The sequence below is a fragment of the Haloflavibacter putidus genome, from assembly GCF_006546625.1.
GTDB lineage: Bacteria > Bacteroidota > Bacteroidia > Flavobacteriales > Flavobacteriaceae > Mesonia > Mesonia putida.
On the sequence record NZ_VIAR01000004.1, the window covers coordinates 56,749 to 76,041 of the forward strand.

Below are 19,293 nucleotides of genomic sequence, written 5' to 3' on the forward strand. Positions count from 1 at the left end.
TTATTTGCTTTCAAAAATAGGCAACAACTTTGTGCGCACTTCGCCAAAACCAAGCCGTATAGTTTGATTTTTACAGTAGCCACGCATAATAACTGTATCGTTATCTTCTACAAATTTACGGTCGCCACCATCTTTTAGTTTTACAGGATTTTTACCATTTTCAGAAAGTTCTAATAAAGAACCAGAAGACTTTGGTTTATTTCCCGAAATGGTGCCACTTCCCATCATATCGCCGCTGTTTACCGGACAACCATTAATGGTGTGGTGTGCGAGCTGCTGACTAATATTCCAGTACAAATACTTAAAATTAGAATTGGTAAGTGTTGTCTCTTCTTTATTTCTGGGTTGTAATGCAACCTCTAGATTTATATCAAATGTTTTCTTACCGGAAGTTTGTAAATAAGGTAATTGTTCTACAACCGGTTTTGGTCCTTCTGTACGGAAAGGTTCCAAGGCGTCTAAAGTAACAATCCAAGGGCTTACAGTAGAAGCGAAGTTTTTCGCTAAAAACGGTCCTAAAGGTTTATACTCCCAAGTTTGTATATCGCGCGCACTCCAGTCATTAAATAAAACCATTCCGAAAATGTAATCTTCTGCATCTTCTGCAGAAATAGGCTCACCAATTGGGTTTCCTGCCGTTGTGATAAAAGCCATTTCCAATTCAAAATCTACTTTTCTTGACGGTCCAAAAATAGGTTTTTCTGCTCCCGGCGGCATTTTTTGACCTTGCGGTCTATGCACAGGAATACCACTTGCAACTATAGAAGAGCTTCTACCGTGATAAGCAACCGGCATATGTAACCAATTGGGCATAAGCGCGTCTTCTTTACTTCTAAAAAGTTTACCAACGTTGGTGGCATGTTCTTTACTCGAGTAAAAATCTGTATAATCGCCTACTTGAACCGGCAATTGCATTTCTATTTCGTCTAAGGTAAATAAAACCGTTTTGCGGTGATCTTCGTTATTTTTTAAACTGTTGTTATCTGCGTCAAAAATTTCGGCAATGCGGTTTCTTACTGCTCGCCAGGTTTTTCTTCCGTCGGCAATAAAATCGTTTAAAGTATCTTGTAAAAAAATATCGTCTGTAAGCGGAATTCCCTCAAAATAACCTAATTGGTGCAAGGCTCCTAAATCTATCGCATAATCGCCAATTCTGGTGCCTATTGTGATAATATCATCGCGCGTTAAAAATACGCCAAAAGGTATATTTTGTATAGGAAAGTCTGAATCTTTCGGTACATTTAGCCAGCTTTTACGCTTGGGATCGTTTGCAGTTATGGTCATAAGCAATAAAAAAAGAATAATTTATAAATTGATTGCATTCAAATATATTATTTTATCATAATTAACCGAATGCTTTTTTTATTTTTGATGAATATTTAACGAAAATTTTTATGATGACAAGAGATACAGCGATTTTTGATTTGATTGAAGCTGAAAAGCAGCGTCAAAAAAATGGTTTAGAGTTAATAGCCAGCGAAAATTTTGTAAGTGAACAAGTTTTGGAAGCAGCCGGATCTGTTTTAACCAATAAATATGCAGAAGGTTATCCCGGTAAACGGTATTATGGCGGTTGCGAAGTAGTAGATAAAGTAGAAACCTTAGCTATAGAACGCGCAAAAGAATTGTTTGGAGCAGAATATGCAAATGTGCAACCACACTCCGGTTCGCAAGCTAATACGGCCGTTTATGCCGCCTGTTTAAAACCGGGCGATAAAATTTTAGGCTTTGATTTGTCTCACGGCGGACATTTAACCCACGGTTCTCCGGTAAATTTTTCCGGAAAATTGTATAATCCTGTTTTTTACGGCGTAGATAAAGAAACCGGAAAGATAGATTATGAGCACGTGCGTAAAATGGCACATCAAGAAAAACCAAAAATGATTATTGCCGGCGCATCGGCCTATTCTCGTGAGATAGATTATAAAAAATTTAGAGAAATAGCAGACGAAGTAGATGCAATTTTACTGGCAGATATGGCGCATCCGGCAGGATTAATTGCTAAAGGATTACTAGCAGATCCAATGCCGCATTGCCATATAGTAACTACAACCACACACAAAACTTTGCGCGGCCCTCGTGGGGGAATGATTTTGATGGGGAAAGATTTTGAAAATCCGTACGGGCAAAAATTAAAAAGCGGAAAACTAAAAAAGATGTCTTCTCTTTTAAATAGCGCTGTTTTTCCGGGCAATCAGGGCGGGCCTTTAGAACATATTATTGCGGCAAAAGCGGTTTCTTTTGGCGAAGCTTTAAAAGATGAATTTTTGCATTATATGGTGCAAGTAAAGAAAAATGCTAAAGCAATGGCGCAAGCTTTTGTAGATAAAGGTTATCAGGTAATTTCCGGCGGCACAGACAACCATATGATGTTGATAGATTTACGGAATAAAGACGTTACCGGAAAAGAAGCTGAAGCTAAATTGGTAGAAGCCGAAATTACGGTTAATAAAAATATGGTACCTTTTGACGATAAATCTCCTTTTGTCACTTCGGGTATTAGAGTAGGAACGGCAGCAATTACTACTCGCGGTTTAAAGGAAGAAGATATGCAAGAAGTGGTAGAATATGTAGACCGCGTAATTAGCAACATAGATAACGATAAAATTATAGCAGAAACCAAAGAAAAGGTAAACGCTATGATGCAAGATAAACCTTTATTTACTAACTAAATTTTATGAATATTATGAAGAAAACCGTTTTTACATTTGTAATTCTTTTAATGGGGTTTGGAGCTTTTGCCCAATCAAACTCAGGTGAATTTAAAGCCGAATTGATTAATTATATTGAAATTCAATCAGAAGGAGCAATGGGTGGTGCTTTAGACCAAATGGCATCTATGATCCCGGCAGATAAAAAAGAGGCTTTTAAAAAAGAAGTTAAAGACGAAATGAAATCGCTTTACAAGCAAGTTGCAGATATTTATATTGAAACTATAGGTAAAGAAGATTTGCAAAAAATGTTAGATTTTTACGACACCCCGGCAGGAAAGCGAATTTTAGAAAAAACTCCAATGTTAACGGAGCGTTCTATGCAACTTTCGCAAACTTGGGCAATGCAATTACAACCAATTATGCAAAAGTATATGAAGTAACTTTTTCTGATTACTTATTAAATTTAAGAAAGCCATTTGATATATAAATTCAAATGGTTTTTTTTATTCCGTAAAGTTTGTGCTTTCATAAGCGCCCGCATCCGGATTGCTACTTCGTAAGTTTCCTAAAATGTCTTTTTGGGTTGCCGTAGCAGGATTTGCTAAGCCGTTGGCGGCAGACTCGTTGCTTATTTGTAATAAATTTTGGTTGGGATCTAAGAAAAATGGCGCTTCGTTAAGAAGAACATTTTCAAAAAAAGTTTCGTTAGAGAAAGGCGGGTCGTTTTCCGTAAAGTCGTTAGTATAGGTTTTGTATTTAATTAAACAGTTTTCAAATTTGTAATTAAAAGCAATGCCTTCTTCAGCTGTAGGGTTTAGACCTAGCTCTAAGTTTTCGTTTCCGTAAATAATGCAGTTCTTAAAATCTGCTTGAATTAAATCAGACACAAATTCTATTTCTGCGGTTTCCAATCTATTTTCTACAAGTACTGCGGGGAAATTTCTGTAGCTGTTGTTCCAATAATTTACAAAAGTAGAATTATTAAAACTATATTTTCCGCCTAAAGAAAGGTTTAAAGCCGCTTGTCCGGCATTATTTATAACTAGGTTTTCGCCAACAATATGGCCTGTACGAGCCAATAAGCCAAAATTGGCAGAATTATAAATTTGCGTATTTTTTAAAGTTAAAGTAGGGTTATTGGTACCATCGTTAGACTCCATTAAAATACCGACTTGTGCGTTTTTAATGGTTGTGTGATTAAAAGAATTGTTGGTGCTACCTTGCGTAAGCCATAAGCCAAACCATTGTCCGGGTCTCTCGCTAAAAGAAGGTTCTAATCTGTTACCTTCAAAAATCACTTCGTTTTCTAAAGTTTCCGGATCGTTACTAGGCAAACCGTTAACTTGTAGAGAGCCATTGTTGGCAACTATAATTCCGCTTTCGTTATGGAAGTGAATACGCGCGCCGGCATCTATTTGTAAGGTTTTATTAGAAGGTACGGCGGCCAAACCATAAATTACATAGGGTTTTTGATTGGTGAAATTAAGCTCAGAATCGTCTAGGTAAAAACCGGATAAGGTGTCTTGGGTTTCGCCATTTTCAAAAATCAATTCTTCTGTGCTACCATCTGCAAATTTTTCTGGATATAAAAAATGTGCATCTTGAATAAGGGTTACCAATTCTACGTTTTGTTGGTTTGCACCGGTATCAAACTCGATAGCATCTGTATAAAGAAATTGGGTTTGCGTGGTGGCAAAATCATCAATATTGGCAGTGGTTTCTACAAAAACAAAAATGCTGTCTTCGGCTAGAATTTCAATATTCTCAAAGGTTTTTCCGGGTAAACCGTCTACATTGAGTCTGTAATAAGAGTTTTCGCCTTCTCCCAACCGAATGGATGGAATATGAATATCATTTTTACTTTTGTTATGCACGGTAAGATTATAGGTGCTGGAGCCAATCCCACTAAAAACGGTGTCTAAATATACCGTATCTTTAGAAAAAACCAATTTTCCGGAGCTACGGTCGGTTTCAAAATCATTTCTACAAGAACTCCAAAAAACAATAGAGCAGAGTAGGAGTAAGCTATACAGATATTTCATTGGCTTATTTTTCAAAGATTTTTATTTCAAAAAGGGTGTCCCAATTTTTACCGGTTACAAAAAAATTACCGCTTTTTTCATGGTAGGCAATTCCGTTTAAAACGTGTTCAACGGTGGTAAGCTTATCGTTATTTTCTAATTTTTTCCGAAGTCCGCGTAAATCTATAATACCTTCTACCACGCCGGTTTCGGGATTTATAATTGCCACACCATCTTTTTGCCAAGTATTGGCATAAATTTTTCCTTTGGCATATTCCAATTCATTTAGTTTGGTAGAAACCGTTTTATGGGTAACCGGCTGAAAGTAGCGCAACTCTTTTAAAGTTTCGGGATCTAATATCCAGATTTTTTCTGTACCGTCACTTTTATACAATTTTTCGCCATCGTTACAAATGCCCCAACCTTCATTACTTTTGTTGTAGGAAAACGTTTCTAAATGCTCAAAAGTATTTACATCATAAATAAAACCATCTCCGGAGCGCCAGGTAAGCAAATAAATTTTATCGTTTAAAATGGTTAAGCCCTCCCCAAAATAAGCCGGATTTAAATCTACTTTTTTAAGCACTTTTCCGGTTTTATATTCTACTTTTCTTAAACTAGATTTACCGTGCTGCCCGGTACTTTCGTATAAAGTATCTTTATAAAACTCTAAACCTTGGGTAAAAGCCTCATTATCGTGCGGATAAGAATTTATAATTTCGTAACCGTAAACAATAGGTTTGGTTTTGCTGTGCAGGCTTATGTTTTTGTTAATTTCAATTTGAGTATCCTCAAAATAAACAGAGGCTTTTAAAATATTGTTACCAAATGGCTTTTCTAGGTTTACGGAAATTGGCTCATTTTTAATGCTTTTTGCCAATTTATTATTGCCATAAGAGTATACAACAGAATCTATTTGATAATCTTTCTTGCTTTTTACGGAAAGTTTTAAGGCATCTCCCTTCTGTAATGGACCTTTTTTACTATCCGTTTTTAAGATAAAATTCTCTGCTGCATTCTTTGTGTTCTTTCCGCAGGAAAGCAATAAAATGCTTAAACAGAAGAAAACCAATACCTTATATTTTTTCATAAAAATAAAATTTTTAAAAAAAGCTAATTTAGGTAATTCTATTTAAAAAATACTTGTAAAAATAGATAAACATTGTATATTTGCAGCGGCAAGTCCCACACAACCAGCTCCTGCTGAATCCCCCAGGGCGGGAACGCAGCAAGGGTAAGCGGTCGTAGCGGTGTGATGTGGGTAGCTTGCCATTTTTTATTCCCTATATTTTCCTTTTATTTTTTATTGGTTAGTCGGTATTTTACATAGAAAAAGTAGATATTTGCCACAGAAATTTACTAAATGAATCAAGAAGTAGTACTCATTACCGGAGCTTCTTCGGGAATAGGAAAAGCTATTGGCAATTTTTTATACCAAAAAGGCTATAAAGTGTACGGCACTAGTAGAAATCCCAAACAAAAAGAGCAAGACGGTATTTGTTTTGTTGCCTTAGATGTAACTAAAAAAGAAAGCATTCTTACCGCCGTAGAAGAGGTGCTTAAAGCCGAAGGAAAAATAGATTTTCTTATTAATAATGCCGGAATGGGCATTACCGGACCTTTAGAAGAAACCCCCGATGAAGAAATTCAAAAAGTTTTTGATACCAATTATTTTGGCGTTTTACGGGTAATTAAAGCGGTTTTACCGTCTATGCGGAAAAGAAAAACGGGTTTTATAATTAATATCACATCTATTGCCGGTTATATGGGCTTGCCGTATCGTGGCATTTACTCCGCCACCAAAGGCGCTTTAGAGCTTACCACCGAAGCTTACCGAATGGAGCTGAAAGAATTCAACATAAAAATGACCAATATTGCACCAGGCGATTTTGCCACTAATATTGCTGCCGGTAGGTATCACGCTCCTGTAAAAGAAGCTTCTCCCTATGCCAAAAACTACAAACGCACGTTAGAATTGATGGATGAGCACGTAGATAAGGGAAAAGATCCTATTATTATGGCTCAAAAAGTCTATGCCGTAATGCAGGAAGATAATCCAACTATTCATTATAAAGTAGGAGAGTGGTTGCAAAAATTCAGTATAGCATTAAAACACATTTTGCCAGATAAATGGTATGAGAAAATGCTAATGAAACATTATAAACTGTAACTTTGTAAACAAGAAAAAATAAAATCAACACAACATGAAATTTTTTATAGACACAGCTAATTTAGAGCAGATTAAAGAAGCACAAGATTTAGGCGTTTTAGACGGCGTTACCACAAACCCTTCTTTAATGGCAAAAGAAGGTATTACCGGAAGAGACAATATTATCAAACATTATAAAGACATTTGCGAGATTGTAGATGGCGATGTGAGCGCAGAAGTTATTGCTACCAATTATGACGATATTATAAAAGAAGGAGAAGAATTGGCCGCTTTGCACGAGCAAATTGTCGTAAAAGTCCCCATGATAAAAGACGGCATAAAAGCCATAAAATATTTTAGCGATAACGGTATAAAAACCAATTGTACTTTAGTGTTTTCTGCAGGACAAGCTTTGTTGGCAGCAAAGGCCGGCGCAACTTACGTATCGCCATTTATTGGTAGATTAGATGATATTTCTACAGATGGGTTAAATTTAATTGCAGAAATACGCGGTATTTATGACAATTATGGTTTTGAAACCGAAATTCTTGCAGCTTCTATTCGCCATACAATGCACGTAATAGATTGTGCTAAAATTGGCGCAGATGTTATGACAGGACCATTATCTTCTATAGATGGCTTACTAAAACACCCTTTAACCGATATTGGTTTAGAGAAATTTTTAGCAGATTATAAAAAAGGAAATAAATAGTTTTTTTACATTATAATTTAATTAAAAAGCCTTCTGTATAGAGGGCTTTTTAATTACGGTAATTTAAGATCAATATATCTTGATAAAAGAAAGAAAACTACTACTAAGATTCTTTTTACATGTTTAAAAACTGTAAAATATAATCTTCCAGATTAGAGTCGTCCAGTTGTAACCTACCATCTTTAATAATAGAATTGCCGTTAACAAAAAGAATGTTGTTTAGGTAATTTCTATAAAGTGGTTTTTTGTTGCCTACATCAACAATTTGATATTCAAACTCTTCGTGGTAGTCAAAATTCTCTATTGTTTTTTGCCAAAGTTCGGTTTCTCCGGCATCTATATTTATTCCTATAAAGGCTATTTCCGGATATTTGTTTCGTAACTTATTTATAATAGCGTGTTGACGCTTGTGTTGTTCTCCAGAGTAAATAGACCAGTAAAATAAAACCTTGGGTTTGTCGCTAATGTTTTTAAAAGCTACTTTCTCTAACGTGTTGTCTAATATAGTTTTATTAGAAATATCATGACCGGTTAAAAAAGAGCTTTGTATTTCGGCTAAGTCTCGTAGTTTTTGCTTGTTTTCGGCACTTAGATCAAAATCATTAATAACTTGTAATGCCGTGTCTATATCTGCAGGTTTTTCAGAATAAATTATTTCTCTTTTTGCGAAGCTTTTTACAAATCGGTGTTTTAAATCGGGTAGACTAAAGATAGAATCTGCCAGGCGTATTCTGCGTTGCAAATTGTTTATGCTATGTAACCGAAAACAATTTCTATCCATATTGTTTTCCAAACAATAATCTATCGACTTATTTTTAAGAAAATTATCCAAAAAACGTCTATAAATATAATGCCCTTGCAAATCTTTATCGTTAAAATCTACTTGATTTCTATAAGCATAAAAACCTTCAGGAAATTGATTTTGAAATGCTTCTACATACTTTTTTATCAAAAACGAGTAGCGTTCTAACAAACCATAAAACTCATAATCTATGGTTTTTTGTGCCAAGCTTTTAAAGCTATCAGAAAAAGTATGTTTTGTAGCCAATTGGTTTAAGCGTATTTCTCTTCGTTTTTTTATAGAGTCTGTTTTGGCAGCAAAATCACTAGGCGGTATTTTATAATATGAAAATAACAAGTCATTATTGGCTTCGTTAAGTAAGAACATTTCCATTAAGAAATTATTTTTGGCTGCTCCTTTGCCACTATACATCATAGATTCGTCGAACTCTAAAGTATTTAAATGCACTAAAAGGCTGTCGCCTTTTTCAATATAGAAAATTTGTGTCTCCGGTGCGTGCCTAAAAGTGTATAATCCTTCTGCATCTTCAGAAAATTGATATGAAAATTTGTTTTTGTCGTTTAGATAAATACTATCTACAATAATATCTTGTCTTTCTAGGGTAAGTAAATCAGAAGTAGGATTAACTATCTCTCCAGAAAAATAAGTTCTTATTGGTTCACTTTCATCTTCGCAAGAAAGAAAAATAAAAGAAATACTGCTAAGAAGTACTAAAAGTGAAAATCGCATAGTGGTTTTAAATAGTAGGCTCTCGCACAAATATAGGTGCTGAAAGATATTGCTAATGTTAACTCATCGTTAAAACCAAAACTTAAAAGTTAATCTTTCCGGAAGTAGTTTTATTTAGTTATTTTTGCAAAAAATTTAGAATATGTTATCAGTATCTAATTTATCGGTACAGTTTGGAAAACGTGTGCTTTTTGATGAAGTGAACACCAACTTTACAGATGGTAATTGCTATGGTATAATTGGTGCCAATGGCGCAGGCAAATCTACTTTCCTAAAAATCTTGTCCGGTAAAATCGAGCCGACATCCGGTAATGTGCATTTAGAACCCGGAAAACGCATGGCGGTTTTAGAACAAAACCACAATTTGTATGACGAGTATCCTGTTTTAGAAACCGTTTTGCGCGGTAACAAACCATTTTTTGATGTAAAGCAAGAGATGGACGCCCTCTACGCAGATTATTCCGACGAAAATGCAGACAGAATCGGAGAGTTGCAAGTGGCTTTTGAAGAGATGAACGGTTGGAACGCCGAGAGTGATGCAGCAGCTTTACTTTCTAACTTGGGCATAAAAGAAGAAGCCCATTATATGTTGATGAAAGACCTTGACGGAAAACAAAAAGTACGGGTGCTTTTGGCGCAAGTCCTTTTTGGTAATCCGGATGTGCTAATTATGGATGAGCCAACTAACGATTTGGATTATGAAACCATCTCCTGGTTAGAGAACTTTTTGGCCAATTACGACAATACCGTGATTGTTGTATCGCACGACCGTCATTTTTTAGATGCCGTTTGTACGCATATATCTGACATAGATTTTGGTAAAATAAATCATTACAGCGGTAACTACTCTTTTTGGTACGAATCTTCGCAATTGGCGGCTAGACAACGTTCCCAGCAAAATAAAAAAGCCGAAGACAAGAAAAAAGAACTTCAAGAATTTATACAACGTTTTAGCGCCAACGTAGCTAAATCTAAACAAGCTACTTCGCGTAAAAAAATGATAGAGAAATTAAATATAGACGAGATAAAGCCATCTAGCAGACGTTATCCGGCTATTATTTTTGAAAGAGAACGAGAAGCAGGCGATCAAATTTTAAATATAGAAAATCTAACCGCATCTCAAGATGGAGAAATCTTATTTCAAAATATTAACTTAAACCTTGCAAAAGGCGATAAAGTGGTAGTTTTCTCAAGAGATTCTCGCGCTACAACCGCTTTTTATGAAATTATAAACGAACAAGAAACGCCTAAATCCGGGAAATTTGAATGGGGTATAACCACCAGCCAATCTTATTTGCCATTAGATAATGCAGGTTATTTTGAGAAAGATCTTACCTTGGTAGATTGGTTACGCCAGTTTGCAAAAACCAAAGAAGAGCGCGAAGAGGTTTATATACGCGGCTTTTTGGGGAAAATGCTTTTTAGTGGCGAAGACGGACTAAAAACCGCCGATGTTCTCTCCGGTGGAGAAAAAGTGCGTTGTATGTTAAGCCGTATGATGATGATACGCGCCAATGTTTTATTGCTAGACGAGCCTACTAACCACTTAGACTTAGAGTCGATTACCGCTTTTAACAACTCGCTAAAAAACTTTAAAGGCACAGTACTTTTTACCACGCACGATCACGAGTTTGCCCAAAGTTTGGCTAACCGTGTGGTAGAGCTTACCCCAAACGGAGTGATAGACCGTTATTTAAGCTTTGACGAATATATGAACGATCCTAAAGTAAAAGAACAACGCGAAAAAATGTATGCCGTAAAAGCATAATTAGTTGGGTGCATCCCTTTTTTATTTCATAAATTAAAAAGGGTCGGGTTATCCGCTATATCTTTTTTTGCTTTTAGAAGCAAAAAAAGGATGCCGCTACTACCCCTTGCACAAAAGAAACAGTTATTTTTAAAAACCTTTTTGCTTAGAGTAAAAAGGTTTTTTTATAATACAAAAGCTGAGAGTTAATCATTAAAAAGGCCGTCGTAAACACGACAGCCTTAATTAAAAATAAGTTTATTAAAATTTTAAACCTCTACTTTTCTTATAGCAAAATAAAGAAATACCAAACTAAAAATTAAGATAATAGTTAGTAGGTAAAAGTCCAATCCATTTAAAAAGAAAATAGCGAGCAAAAAAGCTATTCCCGTAGCTATTACACGACTTTTATAGTCATAGCTTAACAACTTTTTTCGTTGCTTATAAATTAAAAGTAAAGAAACTAAACTTGCAACGCCTATAAATATTACTAAAGCATTATCGTCTTTATTTTGCTGTTGTGTGGTTCCAAAAAAAATTAAAGCCAGAGAGATTAAAGTACCCAATAATAAATTGGGAAGATTTGGCTTTGATTTTTTCATCTGCTTTACGGCCTTTTCATAAAAATCCAAATTAAATTTATCAAACGATTTTTTATCAACTAATTTGCCAGTTAAACATTTACGCTTAAATAAATCAAAATATTTAATAGGGAAACTGTCTCTAAAATCTAAATAAGATATTAAATAAATATTGTCGTTTTCTTTTGGTAATTTAATTTTAGATTTAAAATAATCCAGTTTAAGTATAACAAATTCTGTAGAACTAGAGATGTTTATAGACTTTTGTTCACAATGATTTAAATGGGTTATTAATTCATCTTTATCATCGTATATTTTTACTTTTCTGTATTGGTACCAATTATATGGAAAAACTAACTTTATGTGTAAATGTTTCATTATTCTAACTATTTATACAAAAAATTAAATATTACTTTACCTTTAAATAATTCTTTTTGACATTCCTCGATTTAAGAAAGTCTAATTTATAGAAAATTATAAAAAAACAAAAATTATATTTTAATATGGTCGGCAGTGCAATATGAAAAGGTTTTTTTATTTTTATCGGTCAAATTAATATTATAAAATGAGCAACCTTCCTAAAGGAAACAAAAAACTACTTCACGCTTGGGCCTTTTACGATTGGGCCAATTCGGTTTATAACCTGGTTATTTCTTCGGCTATTTTTCCCATATTTTATGGCGCGCTTACCATTGTAAAAAATGAAGAAGGCCAGATTATTTCCGATACGGTAAACTTTTTAGGAATTACTTGGAATAACGATACCTTAATTAGTTATACCACCGGGTTGGCGTTTTTAATGGTTTCTGTTTTATCACCGTTTTTAAGTGGTATTGCAGATTATGTGGGTAACAAGAAAGCTTTTATGAAGTTTTTTAATTATTTAGGTGCCTTGAGTTGTATTGGTCTTTTTTGGTTCGATTTAGATTTTCTTTGGCTGGGTTTATTATGTTATTTTTTAGCGCTTATCGGGTTTTGGGGAAGCTTGGTTTTTTATAATTCTTACCTGCCAGATATTGCTTTTCCGCAACAGCAAGATAAAATTAGCGCCAAAGGTTTTTCTTTAGGTTATATAGGCAGCGTTATTTTATTGCTTATCTGTCTTGCCCTAATTATGTTTTACGACAGTTTTGGTTTTGAAAGTAAAGACTTACCAACACGATTGTCCTTTATTTTAACCGGTATTTGGTGGCTTGGGTTTAGCCAGTATACCTATTTATATCTTCCGCGTGGCAATAGAAGACAAAAATTAAGCAAAAATGTATTGTTTAACGGTTTTAAAGAACTTAAAAAAATAGCTTCCAGACTTACCAAAAATCTTAGGTTGCGTCGGTATTTATATGCGTTCTTTCTTTATTCTATGGCAGTGCAAACCATTATGCTAATCGCAACTTACTTTGGAATAGAAGAATTAAATTGGGGCAAGCAAGATCCTACCGTTGGTCTTATTGTTAGTATTTTATTAATACAATTGGTGGCAATTATAGGAGCAACTTTTACGGCAAAAGCTTCTAAAAAGTGGGGCAATATTCAAACTTTAATTGCCATAAATTGCATTTGGGTAGTTATTTGCGTTTATGCTTATTTTATAACCACGCCCAATCAGTTTTATGTTGCTGCTGCTGCCGTTGGTTTGGTAATGGGCGGTATTCAATCGCTTTCCAGAAGTACTTACTCCAAATTATTGCCAGAAAATGCTATAGATACTGCTTCCTATTTTAGCTTTTACGATGTATCGGAAAAGATAGGTATTGTTATTGGCATGTTTTCTTATGGTCTGGTAGCGCAGATTACCGGTAGCATTAGGTATTCTATTTTATTGCTAACTGTCTTTTTTGTAGCAGGTATTTTTCTTTTGCTACGCGTACCAAAAACAAGATTTTAGTTTAGAATTTTTTGTTTAAGTTTGTGAAACCCAATTATTAATTTACTTAAACTTATTTATGAAAAAATACACCCTATTAAGTTTTGCGGCAGCAATTTTTGCTTTTTTTGCATTAAGTAGCTGCGATAACGAACCCTTGGAAGGAGAATTTGGTCCGGGACCCAATCCGCCCGGCGGTGGTGGTAATGCCAATTCAAGCTTCGAAGCTGTTGTAGATTCTACCAATTTTGTAGCTAGTTTTTCCAATGCTATTACAGAAAACGATATGACCATCATTTCAGGCTCTTTAGCAGATGGTACTTCCATTCAGCTGACCTATGCCGGTTTTGGAACGGGAGATTTTACGCTCTCAGATTATGTAGAAGGAGATGGTATAGCAAGCTATATGGAGATGGGGCAAAACCAACAATATATAACCAGTCCGCCAGATGCGACGGGAAGTTTAGCCGTAACTGAGTATGATGCGGAAGCTGGCGTTATTTCCGGTAACTTTTCGTTTACCGCACAAAAAGAAGTAGAGCAGGAAGATGGTAGTTTTCAAACCGTAACCGTAGAAGTTACGCAAGGTGTTTTTATCAATGTTAATTTAGAATCTGACCAAACTCCGCCAACAGGAGGAGGAGACGCTACTTTTGAAGTAAAATTAGACGGCGAGCTCTTTAGCGATAATCAAGTAAATGCAAATAATAACGAAGATGGTTTTGTAATGGAAGCCACTGTTGGCAATCAACAAATGATCGTGCAGGTTTTTAATCCGGCAGAAGGCACTTTTAATTTAGGAAACGGCGCAGATGCCGATGCTTTAATTTTATACAACGTAGATTCTACCAACGAGGAAAGCCCGGTTTATACAAGTACAGAAGGTACGTTGACTATTACTTCTTTTGATACTACCAACAAAACTGCCAGCGGTACTTTTAACGGTACTTTAGTAGATAGCTTTGGCGAAGAACCAGAAATTAGTATGACAGAAGGAGTTTTTGAAAACGTAAGCTTTGGTGTGGCAGAATCGCCAAATTCGGCTACAGCTTTAATAGACGGAGAGCCTTTTGAAGCGAGTATATTTTCTGTTTTTGAAGCTGGAGGTGATACTATCGGAATTTCGTTTGACTCAGATTTAGATGTGTCTATTCAACTTACACTGCCGCAAAATATAGAAACAGGAACTTTTGCTATAACTGCGGCGCCGGCAGCATATTCGGCCAATATCTTTTACGAAGAAGGCAATTCTACTTTAGATTATGCTTCTTTACCAGATACAGGAGAAATCACAATTACGAGTGTAAATGGCGATATGGTAAGCGGTATTTTTAATTTTACTGCAGAAACTGGAAATGGCGATACGCTAACGGTAACCGAAGGCGAATTTACAATGGATGTAAGTATGTAAACGGCATTGAAAAATTTAGAGTAGCTGTCTCAAAGCTTCGGTAATGCTATTGCGAGTAAAATTTAGAAAATAATTTTCCTTTAATAAAATAGTAATTCGGGAAAATTTTGAGACAGCTATTTTTTTGAGGGAATTTTATTTTATGCTTTTTAAAGCACTTTTACTGTTCCGTAAACAAAAAAAAACGTGTAAATTTCTTTACGGAAATAATCCGGCTTTAAAAAATAAGGTAGACTTAATCAAAAAGCGCTTTAATCAAAGTGTTTACTCCTTTAAACATTAAAAAAATGGCGCCACCACAAGCAATAAGTCCTAAAATTAAAACAGCTATATAAAAAGGATGATCTTGGTTGCTAAACGCACTATGTAAAATTACCGGGCCAATAAACGCTGTAGGAAGCGCGGCCGCTAAATACTTTAAACCTTTTGCTAAAAATTCTTTATTAGTGTGCTTTCTCATTACTTAGATTTTTTATTGTTTTTCTAACACTTCCATGTTTTTCTAAAGCTTTAGCAGCTTTTTCGTGGTTGACTTCTACTCTTTCCTGAATCATTTTTATACCGCGTTCTACCAGTTTACGATTGCTTAGCTGCATATCTACCATTTTGTTGTCTTCCACTCTTCCTAACTGAATCATCGTTGCGGTAGATAGCATATTGAGTACCATTTTTTGTGCGGTTCCGGCTTTCATTCTAGAACTTCCGGTTATAAATTCCGGTCCAACAACTACTTCAATAGGAAATTTAGCCGTTTTTCCTAACGGACTGCCGGCATTGCAGGTTATACAGCCCGTAATAATGTTTTCTTGATTACATTTTTCTAATCCTCCAATTACATAAGGCGTGGTGCCAGAAGCCGCAATACCAACTACCACATCTTTTTCTGAAATATAATGATTTTCTAAGTCTTTCCAGGCTTGGTTATAATCATCTTCGGCAAATTCTACGGCATCTCTAATGGCGGTATCTCCGCCGGCAATCAATCCAATTACGAGGTCTTTAGATACGCCAAAAGTAGGCGGACATTCACTGGCATCTAAAATACCCAATCTACCACTTGTGCCGGCGCCAATATAAAATAAACGGCCGCCATCTTGCAACTTTGCTGTAATTTGTGTTACCAAAGCTTCAATAGCAGGAATAACTTTTTCTACCGCAAAAGCAACAGATTGATCTTCTTTATTTATGGCCAAGAGTAAATCTTTAACCGATTTTTTTTCTAAATCGTGGTGATTCGATTCTTGCTCGGTGGTTTTTATAAAATCTACCATATTATTCAATTGTATAAGTGGTTTGGTAGGCTTGCGAAATTCTAAAATAGCCCAACGCAAAATTATCGGGATTATCTAAATTTTCAAAATTACCGCGCACAATTGCCGGCGCGCTGCTAAACGGATTGCCGCTATTGCTGCTTAAAGCCGAAATTGTCGAAAAATACGTGTCAAATTGCAAACTTATACCCTGTATTGTAATATAAATTATATCTCCCGAATCAAATTCTTCGGCATAAAAAGTAGAAATCTGGTTTCCGTTAAATAATTGGTCGTCAATATTATCATAAGAATTACCGTGCCGTTCTGAGTAAAATTGAAAATAGTAAGCATTTCCTAATTCTTCCGGATCTGTAAAATAAGCATTAATGCTCACTAAATCTTCGTCTATACTGGTATTTTCGTCTTGCGTTACATAATCTATCGGGACGGTTTTTACAAGTTGGGTGGTAGCTTGATAATTTTGATTGTCTACTTTAACGTTTAATCGGTAAGATAAACTATCTGCCATAGAAATCGCCAATTGGTACATCCCGGGATCTTCAGCGGGTGGCACAGAAAAAGTATTCTCTGCGATTTGAATTGTTACTTCTGCATTATTTACAAAAATTTCATCTTCCGTAAAGAAAGGAGAAGTTTTGGTTAACCTGACGCTTAAAATTCCTTGTTGATTTTCATCCTGCTGTATGCCGGTGGCTTCTATTACCAATCTGGGTTTGTCTTGCTCCAAATCTACACTTATCGGATCTTCGCAACCCGTTAAAAAAAATAGCGTTGGTAATAAAAATAAAAGGAAATTTCGCATTGCTTAAAATTTAAAATTGTAAGTAACCGAAGGTATAATACCAAAGATAGACAATCTGGTAGCCTCCGGCAATCCGCTATCTTCATTTTTCCCGAAATTTATAGAAGCGGCATTTTTTCGGTTATAGATATTATAAATTCCAAAAACCCATTCTGCTTGCCAGCCGTTGTTTTTATCTGGTTTTGGTGTATAGGTGGCAGATAGGTCTAAACGGTGGTAAGCCGGAAGCCTGTTGGCGTTTCTAAAACTATAATTGGGCACAATCAAATTATCGTAAACGTATTTGGAGTTAGGGTAAGTAGCCGCCCGCCCCGTCTGAAAAATAAAATTGCTACTCAAACGCCATTTTTTATTGATAGGATATTGCGCCGTAACCGAAATATCGTGCGTCCTATCCCAAGCGGTATTGTACCAATTACCGTTATTAATGCCAGGCTCTTCAGGTGTTCTGCCGGGTGTTTTTTGTTCGCTTTTAGAAAGCGTGTACGATAACCAGCCGGTAAGTTTTCCTACAGACTTTTTAGCCAAAAATTCTAAACCGTACGCGCGTTGTTTTCCGTTTAAAATAACTTGTTCTATGGCTTCGTTGGCAATAAGTTGTGCGCCATTTATATAATCTATTCGGTTAGCTACTTCTTTATAGAAAACTTCGGTTTCTAAGAGAATTCCCCATTTCTCTAAAAACGTAAAATAACCCAACGCAATTTGATCTGCCTGTTGTGGTTGTATATACCTGCCACTTGGCGCCCAAACATCTAAAGGCGTGGGAGCATTGGCGTTGCTAATAAGATGTAAATATTGGTGTAAACGGTGATAGCTTGCCTTTACGGAATTATTTTCGTCTATTTCATACGCAATTGCAAGGCGAGGTTCTACATTGAAAAAACTTTTTTCTATTGTCCATTTATCCGAAGAATAAGTGCTTGTAACCGGCGCTTTCTCATATATTTCTAAATTAGAATTAAAAGCTACCGGCATATCGTTGGCATAATTGTTAATTTGTGTTTGTCCTAAACGATTAAAATTATTTAAACGCAAGCCGGCATTTACTCGCAACTTTTCAGATAGCTTTACGGAAGCAGATAAAAAAGCAGCATTTTGCCAAGCATACTTTTTTACCAGCTGCTTTTTGCTTATGCCAGAATTTTCTCTAGAAGGCTCTAAATAACCGGGATTAAAAGAATAGTGCGAAGTAATTAAACCATAATCTAACTTTACGGAAGTAGACAAAGAATGCTCAAAAGAATAATCTAAATCCCATTTTCTAATGCCGCTATCCCAATTAAAACCAACAAAATCTAAGGTTAAACCAAAATAAAAATCGGTAAGCGAAAGTTGTAAATCGCTCTGTAAATTTTCAGAAAAAATATGTTCCCAATTACCGGCTAAAACTGCATTACCGTAAGTATTTTTAAAACTTTCGTTTAAATTAAAAACATCGCGCCCAAAATAACCGGAGAATTCGAGGCTGTTTTTTTCGTCCAGTAAGAAATTTAGTTTGGTGTTTACATCATAAAAATAACCGGAATTAGGGTTGTCTGCCAGTTTTAAAAATAAATGCGCATAAGAACTCCTACCCGAAACCAAATACGAACTTTTATTTTTCTCTATAGAACCTTGTGCAGTTATTCTGCTGGAAACCACGCCAATACCGCCTTCTATCTGTAGCGAATCTAAATTTCCCGTTTTTTGTTGTATAGCCAATACCGAAGATGTTCTATTACCATATTCTGCCGGAAGACCGCCTTTATATAAATCGAGTTTTTGCACTGCATCCGGATTAAAAACCGAAAAGAAGCCAAAAAGATGCGAATCGTTAAATAAGGTAACCTTGTCTAAAAGGACCAGATTTTGGTCGGCGGCACCACCCCGAACGTTAAAACCACCCGAACCTTCGCCACTGTTAGAAACGCCCGGAAGCAATAAAATAGATTTAATAATGTCTTTTTCGCCCAAAACGCTTGGCAATTCTTTTATTTTTTTTGCCGTTAAGGTATTTACGCTCATTTGCGTGCTGCTTATTTTCTTTTTATCAACATTTTGCCGAATAAGCACTTCTTCCAAATCTTGAGAAGCCGATTGCATAGAAATTTGCAGATTTTTATTGGCAACAATTTCGCCACTTTCCGTAAAGTCTTTATAACCCAAATAGGTTATGATAAGTTGGTAGTCTCCTTTTTTAAGAAAAAGTTCAAAATTGCCGTTTACATCTGTACTGGTTCCTTTGCCACTGTTTACTTCAAAAATGTTTACTTCAGATAAAGCTTGCTGACTTTCTGCCTCTGTAATTTTACCGCTTAGGCGGAAAGTAGTTTGAGCGGAAAGCAAGACCGGAAAAAACAAAAGTAGAAAACTGCAGAAGGCTTTGATACAAATAGTTTTGAAGGTTTGAAGCGCAAAAATAAAGTTTAAAAAGCAAACAAATGCCAAGTTTATGCTAAAAGCTAAAGAAACGCTAAATTATGTAAAAATTTAATTTTCGTTATTGTCTATGTCTTTTTTCTTAAGCTCAGATAGCAAGCAGTTTTACATAATTAAGCGGTTTAA

At 35.5% G+C, this 19,293-nt stretch carries 16 protein-coding genes and 1 other RNA gene; 8 read left to right on the forward strand and 9 right to left on the reverse strand.

What is annotated here, in order from left to right; genetic code table 11:
• The gene (fahA, locus tag FKR84_RS05295; protein ID WP_141421258.1) at window positions 1-1,284 is read right to left on the reverse strand and encodes a fumarylacetoacetase; all 1,284 of its coding nucleotides are present in this window, start codon (window positions 1,282-1,284) and stop codon (window positions 1-3) included.
• 113 nt (window positions 1,285-1,397) lie between these two features.
• Between fahA and FKR84_RS05300 the strand changes: the two genes are divergently transcribed.
• Both FKR84_RS05300 and FKR84_RS05305 read left to right on the forward strand, forming a co-directional pair.
• The gene (locus FKR84_RS05300) at window positions 1,398-2,672 is read left to right on the forward strand and encodes a serine hydroxymethyltransferase (RefSeq protein ID WP_141421259.1); all 1,275 of its coding nucleotides are present in this window, start codon (window positions 1,398-1,400) and stop codon (window positions 2,670-2,672) included.
• A 14-nt stretch (window positions 2,673-2,686) separates the two neighbouring features.
• Complete coding sequence (locus FKR84_RS05305; protein WP_233357674.1) at window positions 2,687-3,094, forward strand: DUF2059 domain-containing protein; 408 nt, start codon at window positions 2,687-2,689, stop codon at window positions 3,092-3,094.
• Window positions 3,095-3,157: 63 nt separating this feature from the next.
• On the opposite strand, the gene FKR84_RS05310 is transcribed toward FKR84_RS05305, so the two are convergent.
• A complete protein-coding gene (locus FKR84_RS05310) occupies window positions 3,158-4,696 on the reverse strand; it encodes a hypothetical protein (RefSeq protein ID WP_141421261.1) in 1,539 nt (512 codons plus the stop codon).
• A gap of 4 nt (window positions 4,697-4,700) precedes the next feature.
• Complete coding sequence (locus FKR84_RS05315) at window positions 4,701-5,765, reverse strand: glutaminyl-peptide cyclotransferase (protein ID WP_141421262.1); 1,065 nt, start codon at window positions 5,763-5,765, stop codon at window positions 4,701-4,703.
• Between the two features lie 86 nt (window positions 5,766-5,851).
• On the opposite strand from FKR84_RS05315, the gene ffs reads away from it, so the two are divergent.
• From ffs to fsa, 3 genes are all read left to right on the forward strand, one after another.
• Window positions 5,852-5,950, forward strand: an RNA gene (gene ffs / locus FKR84_RS05320) — signal recognition particle sRNA small type.
• An 88-nt stretch (window positions 5,951-6,038) separates the two neighbouring features.
• On the forward strand, window positions 6,039-6,845 hold the full coding sequence (locus FKR84_RS05325) for an SDR family oxidoreductase (RefSeq protein WP_141421263.1): 807 nt from the start codon (window positions 6,039-6,041) through the stop codon (window positions 6,843-6,845).
• A gap of 34 nt (window positions 6,846-6,879) precedes the next feature.
• Complete coding sequence (fsa, locus tag FKR84_RS05330; RefSeq protein ID WP_141421264.1) at window positions 6,880-7,536, forward strand: fructose-6-phosphate aldolase; 657 nt, start codon at window positions 6,880-6,882, stop codon at window positions 7,534-7,536.
• Window positions 7,537-7,651: 115 nt separating this feature from the next.
• Here fsa and FKR84_RS05335 read toward each other — a convergent pair whose 3' ends face one another.
• Window positions 7,652-9,067 carry a hypothetical protein gene (locus FKR84_RS05335; RefSeq protein ID WP_141421265.1) on the reverse strand — a complete coding sequence of 472 codons (1,416 nt, stop codon included), beginning with the start codon at window positions 9,065-9,067 and terminating at the stop codon, window positions 7,652-7,654.
• 142 nt (window positions 9,068-9,209) lie between these two features.
• On the opposite strand from FKR84_RS05335, the gene FKR84_RS05340 reads away from it, so the two are divergent.
• Window positions 9,210-10,835, forward strand: a complete 1,626-nt coding sequence (locus tag FKR84_RS05340) for an ABC-F family ATP-binding cassette domain-containing protein (RefSeq protein ID WP_141421266.1) — start codon at window positions 9,210-9,212, stop codon at window positions 10,833-10,835.
• 248 nt (window positions 10,836-11,083) lie between these two features.
• On the opposite strand, the gene FKR84_RS05345 is transcribed toward FKR84_RS05340, so the two are convergent.
• The gene (locus FKR84_RS05345; protein ID WP_141421267.1) at window positions 11,084-11,773 is read right to left on the reverse strand and encodes a hypothetical protein; all 690 of its coding nucleotides are present in this window, start codon (window positions 11,771-11,773) and stop codon (window positions 11,084-11,086) included.
• 187 nt (window positions 11,774-11,960) lie between these two features.
• On the opposite strand from FKR84_RS05345, the gene FKR84_RS05350 reads away from it, so the two are divergent.
• Entirely contained in the window at window positions 11,961-13,280 is a 1,320-nt protein-coding gene (locus FKR84_RS05350) for an MFS transporter (protein ID WP_141421268.1), read from the forward strand.
• A gap of 58 nt (window positions 13,281-13,338) precedes the next feature.
• Window positions 13,339-14,670, forward strand: a complete 1,332-nt coding sequence (locus FKR84_RS05355) for a DUF6252 family protein (RefSeq protein WP_141421269.1) — start codon at window positions 13,339-13,341, stop codon at window positions 14,668-14,670.
• A 235-nt stretch (window positions 14,671-14,905) separates the two neighbouring features.
• Here the strand turns inward: FKR84_RS05355 and FKR84_RS05360 are convergent, their stop codons facing one another.
• The 4 genes from FKR84_RS05360 to FKR84_RS05375 are packed head-to-tail and all read right to left on the reverse strand — an operon-like array spanning window position 14,906 to window position 19,089.
• Window positions 14,906-15,130: a DUF6095 family protein gene (locus tag FKR84_RS05360; RefSeq protein ID WP_141421270.1), complete on the reverse strand. Its 225-nt coding sequence runs from the start codon at window positions 15,128-15,130 to the stop codon at window positions 14,906-14,908.
• On the reverse strand, window positions 15,114-15,941 hold the full coding sequence (gene murQ / locus FKR84_RS05365) for an N-acetylmuramic acid 6-phosphate etherase (protein ID WP_141421428.1): 828 nt from the start codon (window positions 15,939-15,941) through the stop codon (window positions 15,114-15,116). Before murQ ends, FKR84_RS05360 begins: the two co-directional genes overlap by 17 nt.
• Before the next feature lies 1 nt (window position 15,942).
• Window positions 15,943-16,746: a DUF4249 family protein gene (locus FKR84_RS05370; RefSeq protein ID WP_141421271.1), complete on the reverse strand. Its 804-nt coding sequence runs from the start codon at window positions 16,744-16,746 to the stop codon at window positions 15,943-15,945.
• Window positions 16,747-16,749: 3 nt separating this feature from the next.
• A complete protein-coding gene (locus tag FKR84_RS05375; RefSeq protein WP_141421272.1) occupies window positions 16,750-19,089 on the reverse strand; it encodes a TonB-dependent receptor in 2,340 nt (779 codons plus the stop codon).
• Window positions 19,090-19,293 lie beyond the last annotated feature (204 nt).

Coding starts and splice junctions, on each gene's coding strand:
- fsa (WP_141421264.1), top strand. CDS start 6,880: ATGAAATTTTTTATAGACACAGCTAATTTAGAGCAGATTAAAGAAGCA.
- FKR84_RS05325 (WP_141421263.1), top strand. CDS start 6,039: ATGAATCAAGAAGTAGTACTCATTACCGGAGCTTCTTCGGGAATAGGA.
- murQ (WP_141421428.1), bottom strand. CDS start 15,941: ATGGTAGATTTTATAAAAACCACCGAGCAAGAATCGAATCACCACGAT.
- FKR84_RS05355 (WP_141421269.1), top strand. CDS start 13,339: ATGAAAAAATACACCCTATTAAGTTTTGCGGCAGCAATTTTTGCTTTT.
- FKR84_RS05370 (WP_141421271.1), bottom strand. CDS start 16,746: ATGCGAAATTTCCTTTTATTTTTATTACCAACGCTATTTTTTTTAACG.
- FKR84_RS05360 (WP_141421270.1), bottom strand. CDS start 15,130: ATGAGAAAGCACACTAATAAAGAATTTTTAGCAAAAGGTTTAAAGTAT.
- FKR84_RS05350 (WP_141421268.1), top strand. CDS start 11,961: ATGAGCAACCTTCCTAAAGGAAACAAAAAACTACTTCACGCTTGGGCC.
- FKR84_RS05340 (WP_141421266.1), top strand. CDS start 9,210: ATGTTATCAGTATCTAATTTATCGGTACAGTTTGGAAAACGTGTGCTT.
- FKR84_RS05315 (WP_141421262.1), bottom strand. CDS start 5,765: ATGAAAAAATATAAGGTATTGGTTTTCTTCTGTTTAAGCATTTTATTG.
- FKR84_RS05310 (WP_141421261.1), bottom strand. CDS start 4,696: ATGAAATATCTGTATAGCTTACTCCTACTCTGCTCTATTGTTTTTTGG.
- FKR84_RS05300 (WP_141421259.1), top strand. CDS start 1,398: ATGACAAGAGATACAGCGATTTTTGATTTGATTGAAGCTGAAAAGCAG.
- fahA (WP_141421258.1), bottom strand. CDS start 1,284: ATGACCATAACTGCAAACGATCCCAAGCGTAAAAGCTGGCTAAATGTA.
- FKR84_RS05305 (WP_233357674.1), top strand. CDS start 2,687: ATGAAGAAAACCGTTTTTACATTTGTAATTCTTTTAATGGGGTTTGGA.
- FKR84_RS05335 (WP_141421265.1), bottom strand. CDS start 9,067: ATGCGATTTTCACTTTTAGTACTTCTTAGCAGTATTTCTTTTATTTTT.
- FKR84_RS05345 (WP_141421267.1), bottom strand. CDS start 11,773: ATGAAACATTTACACATAAAGTTAGTTTTTCCATATAATTGGTACCAA.